The organism is Enterococcus sp. AZ177, assembly GCF_050544585.1.
Lineage (GTDB): Bacteria > Bacillota > Bacilli > Lactobacillales > Enterococcaceae > Enterococcus_L > Enterococcus_L plantarum.
Genome location: NZ_CP172944.1, coordinates 1,488,146 through 1,509,241, shown reverse-complemented (window position 1 = coordinate 1,509,241; position 21,096 = coordinate 1,488,146). Strand labels below are relative to the sequence as shown.

Annotated in this window: 16 protein-coding genes; all 16 read right to left on the bottom strand. The window is 36.2% G+C overall.

The features are described from left to right. Positions 1–129: 129 nt before the first annotated feature. Entirely contained in the window at positions 130–1,929 is a 1,800-nt protein-coding gene (gene uvrC / locus IGJ34_RS07370; protein ID WP_430598476.1) for an excinuclease ABC subunit UvrC, read from the bottom strand. Between the two features lie 101 nt (positions 1,930–2,030). Continuing rightward, positions 2,031–2,345: a thioredoxin gene (gene trxA / locus IGJ34_RS07365; RefSeq protein ID WP_430598475.1), complete on the bottom strand. Its 315-nt coding sequence runs from the start codon at positions 2,343–2,345 to the stop codon at positions 2,031–2,033. 207 nt (positions 2,346–2,552) lie between these two features. After that, positions 2,553–4,919, bottom strand: coding sequence for an endonuclease MutS2 (locus IGJ34_RS07360; protein ID WP_069653078.1), 2,367 nt, complete (start codon positions 4,917–4,919; stop codon positions 2,553–2,555). A gap of 42 nt (positions 4,920–4,961) precedes the next feature. Further along, positions 4,962–5,510, bottom strand: coding sequence for a CvpA family protein (locus IGJ34_RS07355; protein ID WP_111248696.1), 549 nt, complete (start codon positions 5,508–5,510; stop codon positions 4,962–4,964). A gap of 17 nt (positions 5,511–5,527) precedes the next feature. Continuing rightward, on the bottom strand, positions 5,528–5,971 hold the full coding sequence (zapA, locus tag IGJ34_RS07350) for a cell division protein ZapA (protein ID WP_069653076.1): 444 nt from the start codon (positions 5,969–5,971) through the stop codon (positions 5,528–5,530). A gap of 501 nt (positions 5,972–6,472) precedes the next feature. After that, positions 6,473–10,444, bottom strand: a complete 3,972-nt coding sequence (locus IGJ34_RS07345; protein WP_430598474.1) for a pectate lyase-like adhesive domain-containing protein — start codon at positions 10,442–10,444, stop codon at positions 6,473–6,475. Between the two features lie 18 nt (positions 10,445–10,462). Further along, entirely contained in the window at positions 10,463–11,053 is a 591-nt protein-coding gene (locus IGJ34_RS07340) for a hypothetical protein (protein ID WP_206837644.1), read from the bottom strand. Beyond that, on the bottom strand, positions 11,054–11,689 hold the full coding sequence (locus tag IGJ34_RS07335) for a hypothetical protein (RefSeq protein ID WP_069653073.1): 636 nt from the start codon (positions 11,687–11,689) through the stop codon (positions 11,054–11,056). Positions 11,690–11,695: 6 nt separating this feature from the next. Then, positions 11,696–12,736: a type IV pilus biogenesis protein PilM gene (gene pilM, locus IGJ34_RS07330; protein WP_430598473.1), complete on the bottom strand. Its 1,041-nt coding sequence runs from the start codon at positions 12,734–12,736 to the stop codon at positions 11,696–11,698. 11 nt (positions 12,737–12,747) lie between these two features. Then, positions 12,748–13,551, bottom strand: a complete 804-nt coding sequence (locus IGJ34_RS07325; protein WP_206837650.1) for a prepilin peptidase — start codon at positions 13,549–13,551, stop codon at positions 12,748–12,750. A 72-nt stretch (positions 13,552–13,623) separates the two neighbouring features. Continuing rightward, entirely contained in the window at positions 13,624–14,085 is a 462-nt protein-coding gene (locus tag IGJ34_RS07320; protein WP_242596265.1) for a type IV pilin protein, read from the bottom strand. An 85-nt stretch (positions 14,086–14,170) separates the two neighbouring features. Next, positions 14,171–15,382: a type II secretion system F family protein gene (locus IGJ34_RS07315; protein WP_430598472.1), complete on the bottom strand. Its 1,212-nt coding sequence runs from the start codon at positions 15,380–15,382 to the stop codon at positions 14,171–14,173. A gap of 2 nt (positions 15,383–15,384) precedes the next feature. Continuing rightward, positions 15,385–16,515: a type IV pilus twitching motility protein PilT gene (locus tag IGJ34_RS07310; RefSeq protein ID WP_430598471.1), complete on the bottom strand. Its 1,131-nt coding sequence runs from the start codon at positions 16,513–16,515 to the stop codon at positions 15,385–15,387. Between the two features lie 24 nt (positions 16,516–16,539). Beyond that, the gene (locus IGJ34_RS07305) at positions 16,540–18,297 is read right to left on the bottom strand and encodes a GspE/PulE family protein (RefSeq protein ID WP_083241706.1); all 1,758 of its coding nucleotides are present in this window, start codon (positions 18,295–18,297) and stop codon (positions 16,540–16,542) included. 35 nt (positions 18,298–18,332) lie between these two features. Next, on the bottom strand, positions 18,333–20,366 hold the full coding sequence (locus IGJ34_RS07300) for a hypothetical protein (RefSeq protein ID WP_430598470.1): 2,034 nt from the start codon (positions 20,364–20,366) through the stop codon (positions 18,333–18,335). After that, on the bottom strand, positions 20,350–21,078 hold the full coding sequence (locus IGJ34_RS07295) for a prepilin-type N-terminal cleavage/methylation domain-containing protein (protein ID WP_069653067.1): 729 nt from the start codon (positions 21,076–21,078) through the stop codon (positions 20,350–20,352). Before IGJ34_RS07295 ends, IGJ34_RS07300 begins: the two co-directional genes overlap by 17 nt. Positions 21,079–21,096 lie beyond the last annotated feature (18 nt).

Below are 21,096 nucleotides of genomic sequence, written 5' to 3'. Positions count from 1 at the left end.
AGAGTATCGTGAATTTCTTCATATGTCAAACGTTTTTAAATGGGCTAAACCACTTTTTCTGTAATTATCGATTAAAATAAAAAACTAAACTCATAAAAATGAATTTAGCTTTTTTTAGTTAATCAGCCATCATACGTTTTCACCAGAATCAGTTTCATCCTGATGCAAGTGATCGTAGACATTTTTAGCAACATTCTTCGGCAAACCAGATGCATTTAGTTCTTCAATCGAAGCGGCCGTGATATTTTTTAAGGACTTAAATTGTTTGAGTAACTCTTTTTTCCTTTTTGGACCCAATCCTTCTATATTATCCAAGCGAGAAGCAAAGCTGTTTTTACTTCTTAATTGTCGATGGAAGGTAATAGCAAAGCGATGGACTTCATCTTGAATACGCTGTAATAAAAAGAACTCTTGCGAATTTCTTTCTAGAGGAACAACAGCCAAATTCGGTCCAAAAAGTAGTTCGCTCGTTTTGTGCTTATCATTTTTCGCCAATCCTGCAATCGGAATGTCCAAGCCTAATTGATTATCTAATACTTCTTTCGCTGCATCAATCTGCCCTTTTCCTCCATCGATTACAATCAGATCTGGAAATGGGAGGTTCTCTTTCAAAACTCTTGAATAGCGACGATAAATCACTTCACGCATTGAGGCATAATCATCTGGACCTTTCACCGTTTTTATTTTGTATTTACGGTATTCCTTCTTATCTGGTCGACCATCAATAAAAACAACCATCGCCGAAACTGGATCCGTCCCCATAATATTCGAGTTATCAAATGCTTCAATTCTGATAGGTGTCGGGATATTCATCGCGTTTCCTAACTTTTCGACTGCCCCAATTGTTCGTTCTTGTTTCCGTACAATCAAATCAAATTTTTCCTGTAAAGCGACCGTCGCATTTTTGCCCGCTAACTTAACTAATTTCTTCTTCTCCCCGCGTTGAGGTTGTAGTACTTTGGTTGAAAGCATCGCCTCTACACTCGCAATATCAATGTTATCTGGAATCAAGACTTCTCTAGGAATAAAGTGTTCATTTTCTTGATAGAACTGCCCGATAAAGGTTAAAAAATCTTCTTCTTCTTCATTGTAAAAAGGAAAAATTGAAACATCTCTCTCAATCAACTTACCTTGACGGATAAAGAACACCTGAACACACATCCAGCCCTTGTCAACTGAATACCCGAAGACATCACGATCGACCAAATCTGCATTCGTCATTTTTTGACGTGTCATGACCGTTTCGATCGCTTTGATTTGATCACGATATTCTGCTGCCTTTTCAAATTCCATATTTTCAGCAGCTTCATTCATTTTTCGTTGTATTTCTTCTTGAATAACTGGGTGTCCTCCGTTTAAAAAACTTTTGATTTCTGAAACCATTTCTGTATAAGTTGATTTAGGAATATCAAAAACACAAGGAGCTAAACACTGGTCCATGTGGTAATAAAGGCAAACTTCTTTGGGTAACACTCGGCATTTTCTTAATGGAAAAAGACGATCCAGCAATCGTTTCGTCTCATTTGCTGCACCAACATCTGGATATGGCCCAAAATAAAGAGCTTTGTCCTTTGAAACTTTTCTAGTAATCAACAAACGAGGATAATCTTCGTTTGTAATTTTAATAAAAGGATAGCTTTTATCGTCTTTCAACATGATATTGTACTTAGGATCATTTTTGTGGATCAAATTGATTTCAAGTAATAATGCTTCAATATTTGATTCAGTCACTATATATTCAAAATCTTCTATCTCGCTGACAAGCCGTTCTGTTTTTGTATCATGGCTACCGCTGAAATAAGAACGAACACGATTTTTTAACACTTTTGCTTTACCAACGTAAATGATTGTTCCATTTTTGTCTTTCATCAAGTAACAACCTGGTTGGTCAGGAAGCAATGCTAATTTGTTTTTGATTCTATCGTTCATAATACTTCCTTTCTTCTTCCTTGATACATTATATTATACCATTATCTTTATAGTAAGACATAAAAAATAGGATGAAGAACTTCCCCATCCTACGTTTGATTCTACAGATATTTTTCAATCATTGCACGTAACTGTTCTTTCGAATGAACACCTACTGCTTTTTCTACAACTTCACCGTCTTTTTTCAACAATAATGTTGGAATACTCATGATTCCAAATGAAGCGGGCGTTTCTGGATTTTCATCGACATCCATCTTCGCAATTTTCACTTCACTTTCATCATATTCTTCACTTAATTGCTCTAAAATCGGCGATTGCATACGACAAGGTCCACACCATGTTGCCCAAAAATCGATTAAAACAAGACCGCTATCTGTTTCAGTTGAAAATTCTTTATCTGTAATTGCTTGTGTCATATTATAGCCCTCCTACGTATTAAAGCTGAACAGGATTGTCTAACCTTGAAAGAAGAAGAAGAAAAATTGATTGAGATCCCTTTAACTTCACTCTATTCTTATCTCCGTTCCAAAAAGTAGCCTGCAAAGCTAGTTGATGATTTCTAAAGTAATTATAGCACTCGTCTGTTCATTCGACTAGTTTTCTGCTTACTAAAGGTAAGCAGATTAATTGAATTTTACGATTGTTGCGCCATTCCCACCTTGGTTACCTGGTGCGAATTCATAACTACTCACACTACGATGGTTTTTCAAGTAATCCGTAATACCTGTCCGTAAAGCGCCAGTTCCCTTACCATGTACAATCGTCACTTGAGGATAGCCCGCTAAAATCGCTGCATCTAAGTATTGATCGACTTCAGCCAACGCTTCTTCATACCGTTTTCCTCGTAAATCTAATTGGTTTGCCACATGACTACTTTCACTAGAACGAACTGCCGTCACTCTTTGCCTCGGTTCTTTTTCTGGGGCGACGGGTGTCATATCACTTTCGGCAACTGACATCTTTAATATGCCCAATTGAACTTGCCATTCATTATCGCTTGATTTACGAATCAACGTTCCACGTTGTCCATAAGTATTGACGATTACTTCATCACCTATTTTTAGTTTCTTTTGTTCTTTAGCTTTTTTTAGCACTTTATTTTTTTCTAGTTTTGCCTCTTCATGGTGAAGACTCGAAAGCTTAGATTTAGCATCGATTAATTGATGTTCTTTGATGCCACCTTGATTGCCACTGCTTAACTGCATTTTACGAATATCTGAAATAATACCAGCAGCTTCTTCCTCTGCTTGTGACACAAGTTCATTGGCTTTTTGGCGGGCTTTTGTCATTTCTTTTTCTCGCTCATCGAAAAAGTAACTATAGGCTTCTTTCAACTCATGATGCAAGCGCTCCGCTTCTTCTACATAATGACGAACTTCTAAATATTCCGTCTCAGCCATTTTACGACGATTTTCCAAATCAGCAATCATTTCATTAAGATCTTGGCTTTCACCGTCCATAATGTGTTTTGCCTCATCGATAATAGCTGTATCCAAACCAAGTCGTTTTGAAATTTCAAACGCATTACTACGTCCTGGAACGCCTATCAATAAGCGGTACGTTGGACTCAAGGTGTCTACGTCAAATTCCATACTAGCGTTAATCGTGCCTGTACGATTATATCCATAAACTTTTAATTCAGGATAATGGGTCGTTGCCATTACATAAGCACTTTTACTACCTAATGCATCTAAAATCGAAATCGCCAGAGCTGCACCTTCTTGCGGATCGGTTCCTGCACCTAACTCATCGAATAGGACTAAACTATGATTGTCTACTTTTTTCAAGACATCAACAATATTTGTCATGTGAGAAGAAAACGTACTTAAACTTTGTTCGATTGATTGTTCATCTCCGATATCAGCGAAAACTTCATCAAAAATACCCATTTGACTTTCTTCACCCGCAGGAATTGGTAAGCCAGATTGCCCCATCAGTTGAAGCAAACCAAGTGTTTTAAGGGTAATCGTCTTACCACCTGTATTTGGTCCTGTGATCACAACTGCCTGATATTCTTTTCCAATCGTGATATCGTTTGGAACAGCTTTTTCTTGATCTAATAACGGATGTCTGGCTTGCTTAAAGTAAATGTGGTTTTCTTCACTGATTTTTGGAACAACTGCATTTAGTTGTTTCCCGAATCGAGCTTTGGCATTTACAAAATCTAATTTACCAATAACGTATGCATTGTGCATGATATCATTTCGATGCGGTACTAGCTCGGCAGACAACTCAGATAAAATCCGCTCGATTTCGTTACGTTCTGCAATTTGATGTTGACGTAAACGATTGTTCAACTCAACGATTTGTTTCGGCTCTACAAACAATGTCTGACCTGAAGAACTTTGATCGTGAACAACTCCGCCAAACACACTCTTGTATTCTTGTTTAACTGGAATTACGTAACGTTCATTTCTCATCGTGACGATCGCATCACTTAAATATTTGGCATTTTTCCCTCTAACGATTCCATCTAATTGTTCGCGAATCGTCTGTTCTGTTCTACGAATATTATGCCGAATGATTTTCAATTCTGGTGAGGCTTCATCGGTTACTCGCCCCTCATCATCAATTGACTCTTTCAATCGTCGACTCAGTTCAGGTAAAACGACTAATTGATCGTTCCAAGCATAAAGTCTCAGTAGTTCGATCTCACTATCTTGTAAATCATCAAAGAAACGTATCATTTCAGAAGTTGTAGACAAGACACGTCCAATATGCGCCAATTCGATACCATTTAAATCAGCACCAATTTCAATTCGCTTCATATGCGGACGAATATTCTCTAACTTCGGAATTGGAATACCACCACGCAATCGCTGGACTTTCAAGCCATCTTCTGTTTCTCTTAACCAAGCCTGAATACTGGTCTCCTCATTTACTGGTACTAAATGTTCAACCTCTTCCAAGCCTTGAGCTGTAACAACAAATTGGGAAATTAGCTGTTTGACCTTATCAAAGCCTAACGTTGTTAAAATTCGTGTATTCATTTTTTCACCTTCTGTTCTTGTAGTGATTCTTAATGTTTTTTCTTATTTAATCATCTGCTCAATCCATAAATGGTAGATTTGTTTAGAAAAAATAGGGGTATCTTTTATGATAAAACTTGCTAATCCGCTGTTTTTAAATTGATTTTGGACTGAATCGACTGGCAACATCGATACAGTACTTAAAACTAAAAATACTCCGATATAAACGACGATCAAACTTATTAATCCGCCAGCTAGCCAATTTGCTTGTTTTAAGACTGGTACAAATACCAATCCATGCGCAAAAATCGCCAAAAATCGGACAACTAACCAACCTGCTGCTAAAATAAGCAAAAATGCTACCGCTCCGTAAAATGCTTGATCTAAATCAAGCGTAAGCTTTTGATTAAAGAAGACCAATTTAGTATCAGGTGTTGGTGATGGATACGGGATGAACAATTCTAGATGGGAAGCTAAACTTTTATAGTACGTTTTAGCTATAAAATAAGAACAAAAATAGCCAAATGTATATAACACTTGTAAAATCAATCCACGTCTAGCTCCTGTATAAAATCCAATGGCAAAAAGTAATAAAATAAGTAGTGTTAACATCCTGTCATCCTCTCAGATTATTGGTCTTGGGTGCTTTTACTTTGAATCTGTTGTTTTCGATTTTCATTTAAGATTTGCTGAGCTTCCATATGATTGTGTATTTCTACATCTTCTTGTCCATTTTTTTTCAGAACGACTCTTGCTTCTTCTTCTATTGCTTCGATGCGTTTGATTCGATTTTCTAGTTCAGCCAGTCTGATTGTACGTTTTTTTAGTTCTGCTACTTCTTGTTCTAAGTTAAGCACTTTTTCTTGTTTTTTTAACTGATCAGAAATGGCATTGATCGCTAATAAAACAGAGGCTTGTTCATCGTTTGTTTGTGGTGAGATATGTTTGATTTCAGCTAGTTGTTCATTGACTAATTTCGTTACTAAATCCATATGTTGTTTGCTTTCTTGTCCGATGATCGTATAGGTATGATCGGCAATCACAGCTTTATATCTAGTTTTTTCTTTGACCATGATAGTGTTCCCTCCTGTAGTGATCCATTACATGCTATTGTACCATGAAAGTTATTATTGTGCGTTCTCAAATAAACCCTTTCTTATTATATGCTACTAAATCAAAAAATTAAAGGTCTAGTGTTATTATTACAGCTTTTATTAGATTTTCACTTAAAAATACCTTTTTTAATACAAGTTATAAATTTTTCCAAAGAATCCCTAAACTAAATTATAAAAAACGAAATGAGGGTGGGACATGACTCTACGAGTCACATTCCACCCCCTAAAGAATTCAGATCAACGGTTGCTGTAGAAGCAAGCAGTACGCTTTGCATCTAGCACATCAAATTCAAAGAACTAAAGCACTAAGATAATTAAGTACTTCTTTCCCAACCTCACTACAGATTGTATAAAACTATTAAATAACACTTTCGACTAAATGTGCCATCGAGTCAAAAGGATATACAATATTTATCTATAAAATAAAATGGTTTTATTAACTCTTACCAGTGCCACTCGCTATTTTTCTGGATCTAGCGCATCATTTACATCCTTATTCCATTTCTTTTTGTTCCACGTTGTAACTGCTTTTAGCGAATTACTCGTATTTTGTGGATCTGGATAATAGTATTCAGCCGTAATATTTCGGCGATGCTGATCAATCGGTATGTCAAGTACAATCGACTTTTCAGCAGTTGATAGTTCCTGTAAACCAGATGTCTTATCAAATGATCGATAGGTATCACCATCGATTTTCACGACAATTTTTGTCACATTTCTATAATAAGCGGTTAAACGTTTATTGATTATAGATAGTCTCACATACGCTTTCCCATCTTCGATGATCGATTCAGTTTCATTTTCGCTTTCTTTTTTAGGCATTGGACTTGTCATCGTTGCTTCGTCTGTCAACGTTTTTTGATTCTCCAAAATAAAGTCGCCTGATATAAATGGCTCTTCATTTGGTGATTTCCCTTGCGCTTTTACAGTTAAACTAAACTCTGGTGAGCCTTCTGGAACATCCGTCACTTTAGTGGAAAAATTGAATGTAAGTACATCATCCTTGGTTAAAGTGTCAACATTGACGGACAATATCCTTGATGCCTGATCATACTGCCCAATAATTGGTTTCCCATTTTTTTCAAAAAAGAAGGTAAAACTACTTGATGAATCATCAAGATCAGCGGGAATCTCGGTAGTGAAGAGAACATTTCTAATCACTTTTTTTGATTCGGATGGATGATTGTTCGCACTTCTTATTTCGCCTGAATACGTCAATAAACTACCGATTCTAGTGATATCAACTTCTTTATTCGTTACAGGATCTTTTTCTTTCGTACTAGCTTCGACCTTCAAGTTTTCTAACGATAACTCTTCTGGCATTATATCTTCAACAGACATTAGTTTAGCGGGCTTAAATCGGTCATCTTGTTTGCCTGACTTAACTGCATCATGATAGCCTTTATAATGCCCATAACTGCTACTTGACGGCATACTATTGCCACCAATGCCATTAGGATCTTTACTATACGTATTTAATTGCTCTTTATCCTTTAAATCATCAAGAACGTTGCTATCTTTCGCGAAAATTTCGATTGTTTCATTGGATGCTATATATCTCGGTAAATTGATTGTCCAATTCACTTTAGAATCCGTGATACTTTTCCCTTCGCTCGTTACTTCTGTCAATGTACTCTCTAAAAATTGATTGTTTACTTTCGCAAAGATGTACATTTTTTCTGTTAATTGATTATCATATCGTTTATCATATAAATCGATCGTGCCTTTGATTTGTTTGCTTGCATTTGTGAGGGTATCTGACTTTCCGGAAATTGAATCTTTTTCTATTGTTAATTCCATTGGCGGTGTGACATCTACTGTTGTGACTGGTTTAACAAGAAGCGATGGAACTTCTAAACTGTCTCGATTTCTTCCACGAGTAGCACCGATAATTTCTACTTTATCACCAGTTTTAATAAAATCAGCTAACTCAACGACGACTATTCCACCTCGTGGTTTTTGCTCATCCCATTGCTGAACACCTGGAAGATTTTTTGCACCTTTGTATCCTTTTGTCAGAACTTCTTTTTCCATGAGTACAGTATTGCCTCTTGTAATTTTAACTTTCACTAGAACTTCCTTTTCCCAAGCATCTCGAATTTCTTCTCCATAACCGACTTTTACGCTAACATGCCCATAGATTTTTTTATCAGCATTCGTTGGAATTCTCAGCTCATCTACGATTGGGGCAGAACTATTACCACTCATACGAGCATAATGGTTAGCTCCTTTGTACGTACTTTGATTGAATTCATCTACATAATCGGTACTTACGATTGTTTCGAAATTCCGTCCTTTTAATGTATACGAAATCGGTGCCCAATAAGCATCTGGATCTTGATCTAAATCAAGGCCATTTTTGATTTCCCAAACAGAAAGATAAGATTTTTTCACTTTAAAGGTGCCATTATTAGAGCCATTTGAGAATACTTGTCCCCCATTTTTACGGTTGTTTCTTATGTCATAAAAACTCGGTTGATCTAATTCAAAATCGGCTTGACCTGCTGATTGAATCACCCCACTATTTTGAGAATAGGTGTGTCCTTCTGCTCGAAACACAGTATCTTTCCCTACTAAAAACCTAAGACTACCACTTTGCGTCCATAGCGCTGGGCCTAGAGATGCATTGATGTATACTTCACTTTCCTTTCCTTCAAGAGAAAAGATCGACGTCTTCCCAGAGCCATCTATTGGAAATTGAATCCCTTGTTTGCCACCTGTATCTGAACCATTTACCGGTCCACCATTATCAGATTTATCTGCCTGATTATTGATTTGAAGATAGCCACCGCTTTTTACAAAAAACTGATTGTTTTGTCCATACAAGCGAATACCGGATGCTGATCCATTCTTTTTGGTTATCGATACTTTCCCTTTATTAGTGAGAAGAAATGTTTGCCCTCCAACCAATCGGAAACGAAGGACCGCACCGATATTATTACTTTCCCCTTCTGAGGTTAAATTTAACTCGGAACCTTTTCCATCAACGTAAAAATTACCGTTTGTCACTTGATTGATCATTGCTGGCTGCGCTCTTTTTTTATTATTATTTAGACCTAAACTATGAATATTTACCTTTGCACCGCTGGTTACTTTTGTCGCTGATTTAGTTGCTTCAGAGCTATTATTAGATGAACCACATATAGAAATAGTCGCACCGTAATAATCTATTAACGCTCCGTTAGATGTTGCATTAAGGACGGTCCCCTCATCTCTCGCTTCAAAATGAACTTTATTTACGTACCCTTGGCTATTGGCATAAATGGCTTGACCTTCTCTACTATGCAATGCGAGCTTCGAGCCTTTTTCTATGACAAAAACTGTGTTGATTCTATTTCCCGGATGCATCCTAATTACGGATACTCTCCCTTGAATACGGATGTCAGCCTGTTCCGTTATCAAAATTTCCTTAGCATTTACAACATTGTTGCTTGTCGTACCAGAATTCCAATTCGTTTGACCTTTCATCACTAAATAGGACCTGGAGGCATCAATAAAAGTTCCAGCATTACTCGCATAAGTATTTTGAATATTTTCTGTTAAAATCGTCCAACCATCTTGCGTGCTACGGATCAGCCCACTGTTGTTTTTGCTATCGACATTCATATTTTTTACAACAAAGAAACGTTTAGCTGATCCTAATTGAAATGACCGATTATTTCCTGTGCCAGTAGTAAAAGTGAACCCCTTGCCATCAATCATTAACGAACGATTGACTTCTGGTAATGCAGTTGTTCCTGAAATATTTGCACCAAATTCAATATGGTCGGTGGAGTTATCTTTGATTGCGGCAATCAATTGCTGATAAGTCGTCACGATTCTTTTAGTGGATGACGGAGTATAGTTTTGAATTTGTAGGACAGAAGGTGAACTAAACATCTCATAACTGTTAGTTGAAGTAATCGAACCTGTCGTTGCATACATTTTGGGTTTGACAATCAACGAAGATGTTTTAGTTTTTTCTTTAGGAGAGGTGTAATTTATGTTCATTGTTTTAATTTTTCGCTTATGTCGGTAAATTTCAATTTTGTCTTTACTGTCTCGAACAATCGGCAAAGGTATTTTTAGCGTTGTTTTTTTGTCTGATTGTTTGATTTTAATCTTTACGCCGTTGTTTCCTGATGGTTGTGCTGTTACCATTTCCAGACTATCACTTTTTACTGCTTCTAAGGTTTCTGGAGTGATTAGTTGATTGTTTTTTGATTTTATCGTTATCGTTTCTTCTTTGGGATTCGTTATTGATAGTTCAATAATTATTCCAATTTTTTCCTTCATCTCTGGATGAATGTATTCTTCTATATTCAAACTGTACTTATTTTTTCCAAAATCATGAAAGAACCAATAAGCTTGATAACTCAAAAATGCCATAGTTAACATAAAAAATAGACTTCCTATCCCTATAACGATCCTTTTGGATTTCATTTGCTTCATGAATTTCCCCTCCTTTCTTTACTCTTTTGATTCCTCTTTGACATTTAAATAATACATATTAAATAACAAGGTAATATCAAATGTTGCGCCGCTTCCCTCTTCTGAGGAACTTTTATAGCTTAAATCAGTTACTTTAATAAAACGCTGATCATTTTCTAAAGTATAGATAAAATCAACAACTTCTTTTTTCCCTGTGGCACTAAATTCTAAAACAATGTTACTTGAATAAACTTTTTTGGTTTGATCGCTTGGGGAAGAAAAAAGTAAGGTATCTTCTGCTGTGATTTGTTTTAGTGTGATTCTATTTTTTGCCACTTTTTGTTCCAATCCTGTTAGATATTCCTTCATTTGAATTCCCTTGGAAAATCGTGGTAATTCATTCACAATCGCAGAATCGAGTAGATTTTTCTTTCCTTTCAACTCTTTCATAGAGTGTTGTAAAGCCTTTACTTCACTTTTTATTGTTGCGTTTTCTTGTTTGATTTTCCCAATTTCTTCTTGTTTAGGGGCAATTCCCATAGACCAACCTAAAACAATCAGGATGAGAGACAGGAATAAAAATACGATAAACATTACAATATGCTTTTTTGTAAAGATGACTGTCTTCATTTACTCTTTTCCTCCTCTATTGATTGAAGGTAATTTTTCCTTTAGCATTTGTAATTGGATAACTGATTCGAATTTATCACCAGAATCTTCTTCAAATGATGCAGACAAAAGCGTTGCTTGATTAATCCATTCGATTTCACTTAATACTTCAGTTAAAGCACCAATGTTAGATAATTTCGGCCCTTTGATCGTTAAATCAAGTTGAATCAATTCTTGTCCTGCTTCTGTTTTTAACCCTTCTTGAGAACTGACTGCACTGGCTTCATTCCCTGCAGTTTCAAGTAAAGGAATAACAATCTGATACGATTCGATGGTTTGGTTATATTTTATGACCATTTCATCTAAATTTTTTGCTATATCAGCAAATAGCACTTGCTTCCCTTTTAGCTCTGTCAAGTATTGCTGGACTTCTTCAGACTGTTCTTTTTTTAACTTTACAATCTGACCGGTCAATTGTGCCTGCTCCATCTTTTTTGTTTTTACCGATTTTTCTAACATTGTTGCTTCTTGCTGACTCACTAAATACATCATCGCAAGACCTGCAACACCGACGCCAATTAACACAAGAAAGAAGGTAATCAAAAAAAGAGAGGCTTGATTTTTATAAAATTTATCTGGCAATAGATTAATATTCATAAATGTTTACACTCCTTTCATAGCAAGTCCAGCTGCTAATAGGTATTTTGAAGGAATTGCATAACGTTTTTCGGTATTGATTGCAGCCACTGGAATCTCGATTCTCGTTTCCATTGACTTAATAACCTCTTTAAAAAGTAATGGATGCTCTCCTACCAAATAAATCTTGCTGATTTTTTTTCCAACAGCTAAAGTATTGCTATAATAGTAAAGAATATTTTTGGTCACATCCGCTAAATCAGATAAAGCATCCACTTCTTTGTCTTTATGAAATTCTGCTTTGTATTCTCCATTGTCGTCTTCAATATATTTCCAATTGGCTACATTGTATTCTTCGTACTGGCTGTATATTGGAATGTGGTTTTCAAATATTGTAAACGTCGCGACACCACAATCTACCTCAACCACTAACAAGACCTCTGACCATTTGATATTCCGGCTGATTGCACGTGAATAGGCTAGAGAATTCAGATCAACTGCACTAGGAATCCCACTTGCTTGCTGGATGCTATCTCCTAAACTGATCAGTGTCGGCTCAGAGGTTGCGACAAAATAAATTTCTCCATCCACAACCATACGATCGCGCCTCGTTGCTTTTACTTTTTGTTTTGCTGCTTTTTTTTGCACTTTCTTTTTTTGACGTGCTTTTTGTTTTTCAAATACTAATAAATCGAAAGTAGGCTGCTCGAAGGGAACAGAAATTGATTCACCCAATTCCAAAAACAAATATTTTTTTACTTCCTTATCATTCCGCATACCATTTTCTGGAATACTTCTGATCAATAATTCGTGATTACACGCTGAAAAAACCACATGCGGATTTTTGATTGCATGTTCTTTAAATAATTGCTTGATTCCTTCCATTAAAATTTGTTTGTTCGTTAATTTTCCATTTTTAAAAATACTGGATTTTAACCCAATTTCTCCTTTTTTATAAATAACCAACGGATTAGTACTTTTTAAGATCACAAAACGAATCATATTTTTTTTAATATCCAAACCAACAACGGTTTTCAATCCTTTTTTTAAAATGATCGTCTCCTCCATTTCTTTTTTATCTAAATTTTTGAACCAAAGAATAGTGAAAAAGCATCATTAAATTGCCCTGTTGCATAACAATAAACAAGCCAACTGCCAATGGCGATGAAGGGACCGAAAGGAATGTGCTTTCTTAATTTTTTTTTGATAATTAATTCGCCTATACTGTAAACCAATGCCAAAATACTGGCCAAGACTAGCGTGATCATTATATAGATTGGACCTAAAACTATACCTAGCACAGCAAATAATTTTATATCTCCACCAGCCATGCCACCTTTACTTAAAAGAGCTAATAGGAGCAGAACACCAAATCCAACAGCAAAGCCTGCAGGTGCAAACCACCATGGATTTAACTGCTGAACGGCGAAACGCTCAATGATTGCTAAGATACAGAATGGCAGTAAAATCTTATTAGGAATTTTTTGTGCAGTGATATCTGTTACGGTAATAATCAATAATAATGATAATAGCGTCCACGCAACCAAGGTTTCATTAGTCGTTTTTAATAAAAAGGCAGTGGATGTAAACAATATACCGGATAGACACTCAAAACCTATGTACACAAAACCGATTTTCTCATGACAATTGCGGCATTTTCCTTTTAAAAGAATATATGAAAATAGTGGAATCAATTCCCAAAAAGCTAAGGCGTGATTGCAATTTTCGCAATGGGACCGTTTCTTTACGATATCTTCACCTCGAGGGATTCGTTGACCGAGCAATAGAAAAAAAGAACCTAGACAAGTTCCTAAGATGAATATGTATATGTAAAAGAAAAGGTATTCGTATGTGGATGGTGTTGTAAAAAAAGTATTCTCCATTTATAATTTCACTCCTTTAATGATATTTAAACTAGAAATCAAGTATAATTTCTAGTTTAAATATATTGAAGACTACTTATCTATCCAAAAATCACCACGATTTAACTTAGCCACGTCACCTTCATTTATTTCTGGTTGAGCTTTATTTTGCTTATTTCCAGTTAAAAATGTTCCGAGTGGAATACTCATAACAATCTTATTGTCTTTCATTCCAAATACTATCCCTGTGATTTTTTCCTCTACAACTCCACCACCAATATTTGTAATAAAGTTTTCATCGAGTAAGTCTTTGGCATTAACGGCAGGAGCCTTTGTTCCAATAGCATTTTCATTCCCCTCGTTTGAAGCTTGATACATGTTTGCTGCGGACATTAAATTCTGTACTGTACTTATTCCAGCATCTTCTTTATTCTTCTGAATAACACCTGTAATCGCAACCGCTCCGATTCCCGCAATAATCGCCATAATTACTACAACTGCAAGTAACTCTACCAGTGAAAGTCCTCGCTCATCCTTCAACACTTTTTTTAACATATTTGTTTCTCCTCTCTTTGTACAATCCGTATGTACGTTTTTTATGATAAACATAAATAATCACTATTTATGTGTCATCCTTTGATTAGCCCTGTACCGCGTCATACATTGAAAACATCGGCAACAAGATTGCTGAAACAATCAACCCCACGATTACACAAATTACGATGATTGTTATGGGTTCCATGATCAACTTGATTCGCTCACCTAACATCTCTACTTCTTCTTCAAACATGTCACTTAACTTCTTCAACATGCTTTCAAGCGAACCTGTAGACTCACCTACTATCGTCATCTGAGTCACCAAAGGTGGAATGATTTTATCTTTGCTGAAAACGTCACTTAACGAACCACCTTTTTCAACTTCTGCTTGACATCGATGTATTAGTTGCTTGATATATAAATTGTCTACTGCATCAGCAGACATACCTAAAGCCTTAGATATAGAAACTGAACTTTCTAACAATGTTGATAGGGTGCTCAACATCATATTTAAATTGCTTTTTTGGATCAATTCGCCAAAAACTGGCATCCGTAAAGTTAGACTGTGCCATTTAAATTTCAGCTCAGCATTGCGCATCATCAACTTAAACGCAATAACAACTATGGCAATTACAACGAGCAACACCCAGCCTTTTGTTTGTAAAAATCCACTTAAACCAATCGTAATTTTTGTGATTGCTGGTAACTCAGCATCTAAACTTTCAAATACGGTTACGAACATAGGAACAATACTTACAATCAAGAAAATACCTACACAAAGTGATAAAACTAACATGATGATTGGATAAATCATTGCCGTAATCACACCACCACGTGCTTTAGCTTTTTTCTCGTAATACGTACTCATTCTCAACAATGTGGCATCTAACGCTCCAGACATTTCTGCTGCTCGCACGATGCTTATCAACATTGACGGAAAAGCATTAGGATGCTTGCTATAGCAAGTAGACAATGCATCTCCACCTTGAATTTCTTCACAAATTTCCGTCAATATTTTTTTAAAATTTTTATTCTGCTCTTGTTCTGCTAACATTTCACAAGCGGAGGTAATTGATATTCCACAATCGATCAACGTTGAAAACTTTTGTAGATATTCAGCAAGCAATTTGACACTGACTTTGTTGAACAACTGAATCTCTTTTGTGGCAAAAGTTTCTTCTTGTTCAATCAACAGTGTAGAACGTAATCCTCTTTTTTTGAGCGATTGCCCCGCTTCGTGCAAACTATCTGCCCGCAAACGGCCTTTTTTTATATTGCCTTGTATTGTTTGAGCCTCATAAGAATAGATTGCCATGGCTACTCCTCCTCGCCAAGTAGCGCTTCTGCCGCTTCAATATCCACTTTTCCAGAAGACATAAGCTGTTGAAGGCAACTTTCCATGGTATACATGCCATCACTCTTCCCAGTTTGAAGCATATTGCCGATTTGATGCGTTTTATTTCCTCGAATCAAATTTGCAATGGATTTATTGTTAACCAACATTTCGGTTGCAGCGACTCGTCCATTATTGCCACGATTAGGCAATAACCGCTGAGCTAAAATCCCTACTAATGCCCCCGCTAGCTGAGTCCGAACTTGAGACTGCTGTTCAGGAGAGAAAACATCTACGATTCGCTCAATCGTTGCAGCCGCACTGGTTGTATGAAGTGTTCCTAAGACTAAGTGACCTGTTTCAGCGGCTGTTAACGCGATTGAAATGGTATCAAAATCACGTAACTCCCCCACTAAAATAATATCTGGGTCTTGACGAAGCGATGCCCGCAAACCATTGGAAAAGGACTCTGTATCTACACCGATTTCCCGTTGGTCGATTACACTCATTTTATGATTGTGAACGTACTCTATTGGATCTTCCAAGGTAATGATATGTGTTTTTTTCGTTCGGTTTAGATAGTCGATCATAGATGCTAATGTTGTTGATTTACCCGATCCAGTAGGACCAGTAACTAAAAATAACCCTTGCTTTTTTTGAATCATCGTTTTTAAAACTGACGGAACACCTAACAATCCTAACTCAGGTATCTTAGTTGCAATAATCCGCAAAGCTATCGAAACGTTCCCTTTTTGTCTAAAGATGTTCACACGAAAACGACTAGCATTTTTAACTTCGTAAGCCAAATCGACTTCTCCATTCGATTTAAATTCAGCCCACTGTTCCCCGTTGCACATCACACGACCATACATAGAAATCGTTTTATTCGTCAATACATCTTCAGTGGTCACTTCTACTAATTCTCCATTCAAACGAAAAACAGGAGATAGACCAACAGTCAAATGAATATCTGAAACTTTTTTACGAACAGATTCTCTCAATAACGCATCAAATTCTTCTTTATATGGTCTTAATTTTGGATTAATTTTCCCAGGACGTTCTTCTTTCCGTCTTGCCGCTTGTTGTGCGAGTATTTCTATTTCTTCTTCATGCATTTTTGTTCTCCTTGATTTACCGATTTATTCATTGGTTGTAGCCTTCAATACTTCTGAAATGGTTGTAAAGCCTCTAACAACTTTGCTTAAGCCATCATCTAGCAATCTTTTCATTCCATTCCTTTTTGCTACAGCGAGCAACTCATTTGCCTCACCATTTCTGGAAATAACCAAACGTGCATCTGGAGTTATAATAAACAATTCCTGAATTGCTATTCGACCTTTAAAGCCAGTCATATTACACTTTTTACAGCCTGTTCCTTTGTAAAGATGGTCGACATACACATTATTTTTATCTAAAAATTCTATTTCTTCCATTGTTGCAGGTTCTTCAATTTTACAGTTAGGACAAATCGTTCGCACTAATCGTTGTGAAAGAACACCTGTTAAAGCATTTGCAACTAAAAATGAATCTACACCCATGTCAATCAACCTGCTGACTGTCGCAATCGAATCATTCGTATGCAATGTACTAAGTACCATATGACCTGTCATTGACGCTCGAATCGCAATTTCAGCTGTCTCCGCATCACGAATTTCTCCTACCATGACAACATTTGGATCTTGACGCAGAATCGAACGTAAACCGGCTGCGAAATCTAACCCAATGTCACTATTCACCAATACCTGATTCACACCGTCTAGCTGATACTCCACTGGGTCTTCTACTGTAATGATATTGACATTCGGCTGATTCAATTCATTCAGTGCCGCATATAAAGTCGATGATTTCCCTGAACCTGTGGGTCCTGTGACAAGAAAAATACCATGGGGTTGTTTTAATAATTCTTTAAGCCCATTTAGTACATCTTTGTCAAAGTTAAATTCATCCAGACCTCTTAATCCTGATGACATATCAATAATCCGAATAACAACTTTTTCTCCGTAAATCGTTGGTAAAACGGAAACCCGTAAATCGACCATTCGGCGCCCATTTTGGATTTGTGCACGTCCATCTTGGGGCAATCTTGTTTCAGTGATATCTAAAGAGGAAATAATTTTTAAACGTGATGTTACAGCCTGTTGAACATTTTTAGGGAGCTGATTTAGTTCAATTAATTCTCCATCTACCCGAATTCTGACATTCAAACTTTTTTTCTGCGGGTCAAAATGGATATCGCTGGCTTTTTTATCTACAGCAGCCTGAATAAGTGAATTGACTAATTTGATAATTGGCGAATCATCTTCTAATAATGTATTCGTTATCGGAGTTTCTCCTAGAACCGTATCATCTGTAGCATCCTGTAACCATTCTTCTAACATCAAATCTTCCGGATACTGTTCTGTGATCATCTGGCTAATGTCAGATGATGAGGCGAAATAAGGTAAAGCTGACATGCCTGTAATCAACCGTAATTCATTGATAACGTCATAAGCCATCGGATTGACCATTGCTACTACCAAACGTCCTTTTCGTTTTTTGACAGGAAACAGCTGATTTTTTTGAGCAAATTTTTTCGGAACTAAATCAAGAACTGCTGTTTCTCTTTCTACTGTAAATAAATCAATGATTCTAATTCCAGTCTGTATACTTTGAAGTTTCATCAGTTGATTTTCATCTACGTAATGCTCATCTAAAAGAATTTTTTCTACTGATCTTGTTGCAGTTATTTGTTCTTTTATTTCCTCTGCTTGTTGTTTCCTCAATAGTCCTTGTTTGACCGCAATTGCTAAAAGACCATTTTCATCTACAGTTCGATTTTTGGGAGATCGGCTAGGTTGTGGTTTTTCTCCTAAAATCGGCCGTATTTTTTTTCTTCTGCGTCCTTTTTTTTCTTCCATCCGTGCCTCTCTCCTTTGATTTGTAAATACCATGATTAATAGTTTACATTGTTGGTATAGTCAAATACTCTCTGTATGATCCAATGAGAATTATTTTCTGGCACTACGCCATGTGTCGGTTTAACGATTGTCACTACACCATTTTTTGCTTCGTTTGGATCGCCTTCTTCAATAGCTACTTCTTTTTCTAATTCTTGTATTAACAGATCGCCGTCTTCTTTTGTAGCGACTTCTATAATCAGTTTGCCATGAATTGTTTCTTTGCCTTTTTTCAATCCTTCTTTGATAAATGTTGTATCAAAAAGCTCCAGCTTAGGAAGAACTTTCATTGACATCACCGTATCTACTTGCGTTTCCAAGTTAAAAGGTTCGACTCCTGTAGTTCCTAATTCCAAATGACTATGGTCTTTTAAGCGAATAGTATTCCAGTATTTTTTATCGTTATAATACGTTGCTTTCATAGCATTTGAACTTCTTCTTTTTATTTTGGGCGCATCAATAAAACTTACACCATTTTCAACTGTCAGCGAACTTTGTTCCCCCTCTAACTCTAATAAAGATGGTGGTCGTGCTTTTGATGTATACGTACCTTTATCTGCATACGCAAATGTTTCTTCTCCCTGATTTAACAAAGACGCTGAAGTCAACATAAAATTCCCTTTTTTAACTAGAATCTTACGTTTGTCATTTTTTCCAGCAGACAGGGAAATTCCTTCAATGTTAATGTTATTTTTCGGAGGCGTTAGGTAAACATTTGAACCTGCAATCACAAAACCACCATCCAAAAACTGTTCCCAGTCCTTATTCATTGGATTATTGACTTTTGCATCACTGGCATATTCACTAAAATTAACCGACGGATTACCTGTTGGCTCTTGTTCTAGCACGACTTCTCCTTTAATCAAGAAAAAACCTTTATCCCTTTTACTTGATCCGGTGTTGTTGACCAATAAATTAGGTGTTTTTATCTCATAGAGGTCGTTATCTACATATAGACCTGCGTTTTTATTCGTTGATTTACTTACATCAATAGTGACGTATATTCCTACATCCGCTTTAATATTAAGATTTTTTATGGCATTTATCTCTTGGTTCGGATTTTCGTCATTACGAAGTGCAATAATATTTTTCGCGGTAATCGATTTTTTTCCGTTCAGCAAGACGCCGTTTTTTAGGAAAAAAGAGCCTGCAACGTTTAAATCTTTGTATATAACTGAATTGGGTCCTTTCCAAAAATTCAAAAAAGTCCCATCTTGAAGATCGACTAAAAAATTATTGGACCGTCCATAACTTGTTTCATAATGACTAAAATATTCTTTATATGGAAATAGTGGTTGATTTGATTGATAACGATAAATGTGATCCATTTTCCGAATCCAAGTATCAGCCGTAATCAGTTCTTCTCCGTCAGCAAGTGAGGGTTGGTAATACACATACCTCCAAGCATCTAATTTTGATGCTACTACTTTTTGTTGACCTTGCGTCCATTGAAACTCGTACACATAGTCTCCTTTAGAGGAGGCTTTTTTTATCTGTCCATTTTTCATCGTTTGCTCAACATTAATCTCTAATGTAAAGGTGGTGTTCGTGTTAATTATTCCATCTTTAGAGTCACTTGCTTCCATTGGTATCCAACCATTAGCACCGCTGTCCTCAGAAATAAATTTATATGGATTGATGATCGAAACAGTTGGTTCGGATACTTTCACGGTAAAAGAAAAATCTTGTTGTTTCCCAATACTCATTTTTTCAATTGGCTGATTTTGCAGCTCGTTCGTTACCTCAGACATTTTATTAGTTAATACTGTTTTATCTAGTCCTAATTGAGTGTTTCCAGATAGTTTTGATTCGATCGTTTGTTTTATCTTCATGGAAGCTTCCTGAAAAGCGTATTCTTTCACATCTTTCATTTTTGCTAATTGATCAACTGCACTTATCTGAAGAAAATTATTTCTAGCTCTTAAAAAAATTCCCATCATCACAAGACTTACAATCACGATTGCTCCTAATGCGTAGAGTAAGGCATAACCTGCTTCATCATTTTTCAGTTTTTTACCATCTACCTTCACCCGGAATCTCTCCTTTTGCCTTTAATTCATCACGATAAGTGAATTCTGCTTTTCGACTGTATAAAATCTTTGTACTCTCTTCTTCTTCAATACCACCTCTTCCAGACAGATTAATTTCACCATTTTTAATATAGTGACCAAAATCAATACTCCCTTTGTAAAAAAGAATCGTAACACTAGTTTGGATTGTAAAAGTATCTCGATAATTTGGTGTCCTAAATTGTGTTTTTAAGGATTCATTTTTATTTTTTTGCTGAAAAATTTTGATTTTATAGTCTTGATTTTTTAATTGATAAAAGCGCGCATTTGAATTTTTCCCGCTATCTTTTGTGGCATCTACTATATCAGTAAGTCCGATTTTATTTTTCCCTTGCTCTGATAAAGCGATTGGTTTTTGATTTGCCGCTTCAGAGTCGAAAACACTAATGATCTGATTCGTCTGCCACGGATTTTCTGAAGAAGTTGTTGCAGGAAATTTTCCCAAATATCCGGCTTTTTCATAAAGACCTTCTATTTTTGATAATTGGTTTATTTGAACGACTATGTCGTTTGCAGTTTGCTGAAACTCGATTTTTTCTCCTTGGATTGAAAATGCTTTACCAATACTACCGATAACCGCTCCAAAAAATAGAATCACGATTGAAAAAATGGCTAAAGTTGCAATCATCTCTATTAATGTTAATCCATCTTCATTTTTCAGAATCTTGCTCATGTTTTCTCCTTCAATTTA

Excerpts from the sequence above, each read along its gene's own strand:
- IGJ34_RS07335 (WP_069653073.1), bottom strand. The coding sequence starts at position 11,689 with ATGAATATTAATCTATTGCCAGATAAATTTTATAAAAATCAAGCCTCT.
- IGJ34_RS07325 (WP_206837650.1), bottom strand. The coding sequence starts at position 13,551 with ATGGAGAATACTTTTTTTACAACACCATCCACATACGAATACCTTTTC.
- IGJ34_RS07295 (WP_069653067.1), bottom strand. The coding sequence starts at position 21,078 with ATGAGCAAGATTCTGAAAAATGAAGATGGATTAACATTAATAGAGATG.
- IGJ34_RS07305 (WP_083241706.1), bottom strand. The coding sequence starts at position 18,297 with ATGGAAGAAAAAAAAGGACGCAGAAGAAAAAAAATACGGCCGATTTTA.
- uvrC (WP_430598476.1), bottom strand. The coding sequence starts at position 1,929 with ATGAACGATAGAATCAAAAACAAATTAGCATTGCTTCCTGACCAACCA.
- IGJ34_RS07320 (WP_242596265.1), bottom strand. The coding sequence starts at position 14,085 with ATGTTAAAAAAAGTGTTGAAGGATGAGCGAGGACTTTCACTGGTAGAG.
- IGJ34_RS07345 (WP_430598474.1), bottom strand. The coding sequence starts at position 10,444 with ATGAAGCAAATGAAATCCAAAAGGATCGTTATAGGGATAGGAAGTCTA.
- IGJ34_RS07340 (WP_206837644.1), bottom strand. The coding sequence starts at position 11,053 with ATGAAGACAGTCATCTTTACAAAAAAGCATATTGTAATGTTTATCGTA.
- IGJ34_RS07315 (WP_430598472.1), bottom strand. The coding sequence starts at position 15,382 with ATGGCAATCTATTCTTATGAGGCTCAAACAATACAAGGCAATATAAAA.
- IGJ34_RS07355 (WP_111248696.1), bottom strand. The coding sequence starts at position 5,510 with ATGTTAACACTACTTATTTTATTACTTTTTGCCATTGGATTTTATACA.
- trxA (WP_430598475.1), bottom strand. The coding sequence starts at position 2,345 with ATGACACAAGCAATTACAGATAAAGAATTTTCAACTGAAACAGATAGC.
- pilM (WP_430598473.1), bottom strand. The coding sequence starts at position 12,736 with ATGGAGGAGACGATCATTTTAAAAAAAGGATTGAAAACCGTTGTTGGT.
- zapA (WP_069653076.1), bottom strand. The coding sequence starts at position 5,971 with ATGGTCAAAGAAAAAACTAGATATAAAGCTGTGATTGCCGATCATACC.
- IGJ34_RS07360 (WP_069653078.1), bottom strand. The coding sequence starts at position 4,919 with ATGAATACACGAATTTTAACAACGTTAGGCTTTGATAAGGTCAAACAG.
- IGJ34_RS07310 (WP_430598471.1), bottom strand. The coding sequence starts at position 16,515 with ATGCATGAAGAAGAAATAGAAATACTCGCACAACAAGCGGCAAGACGG.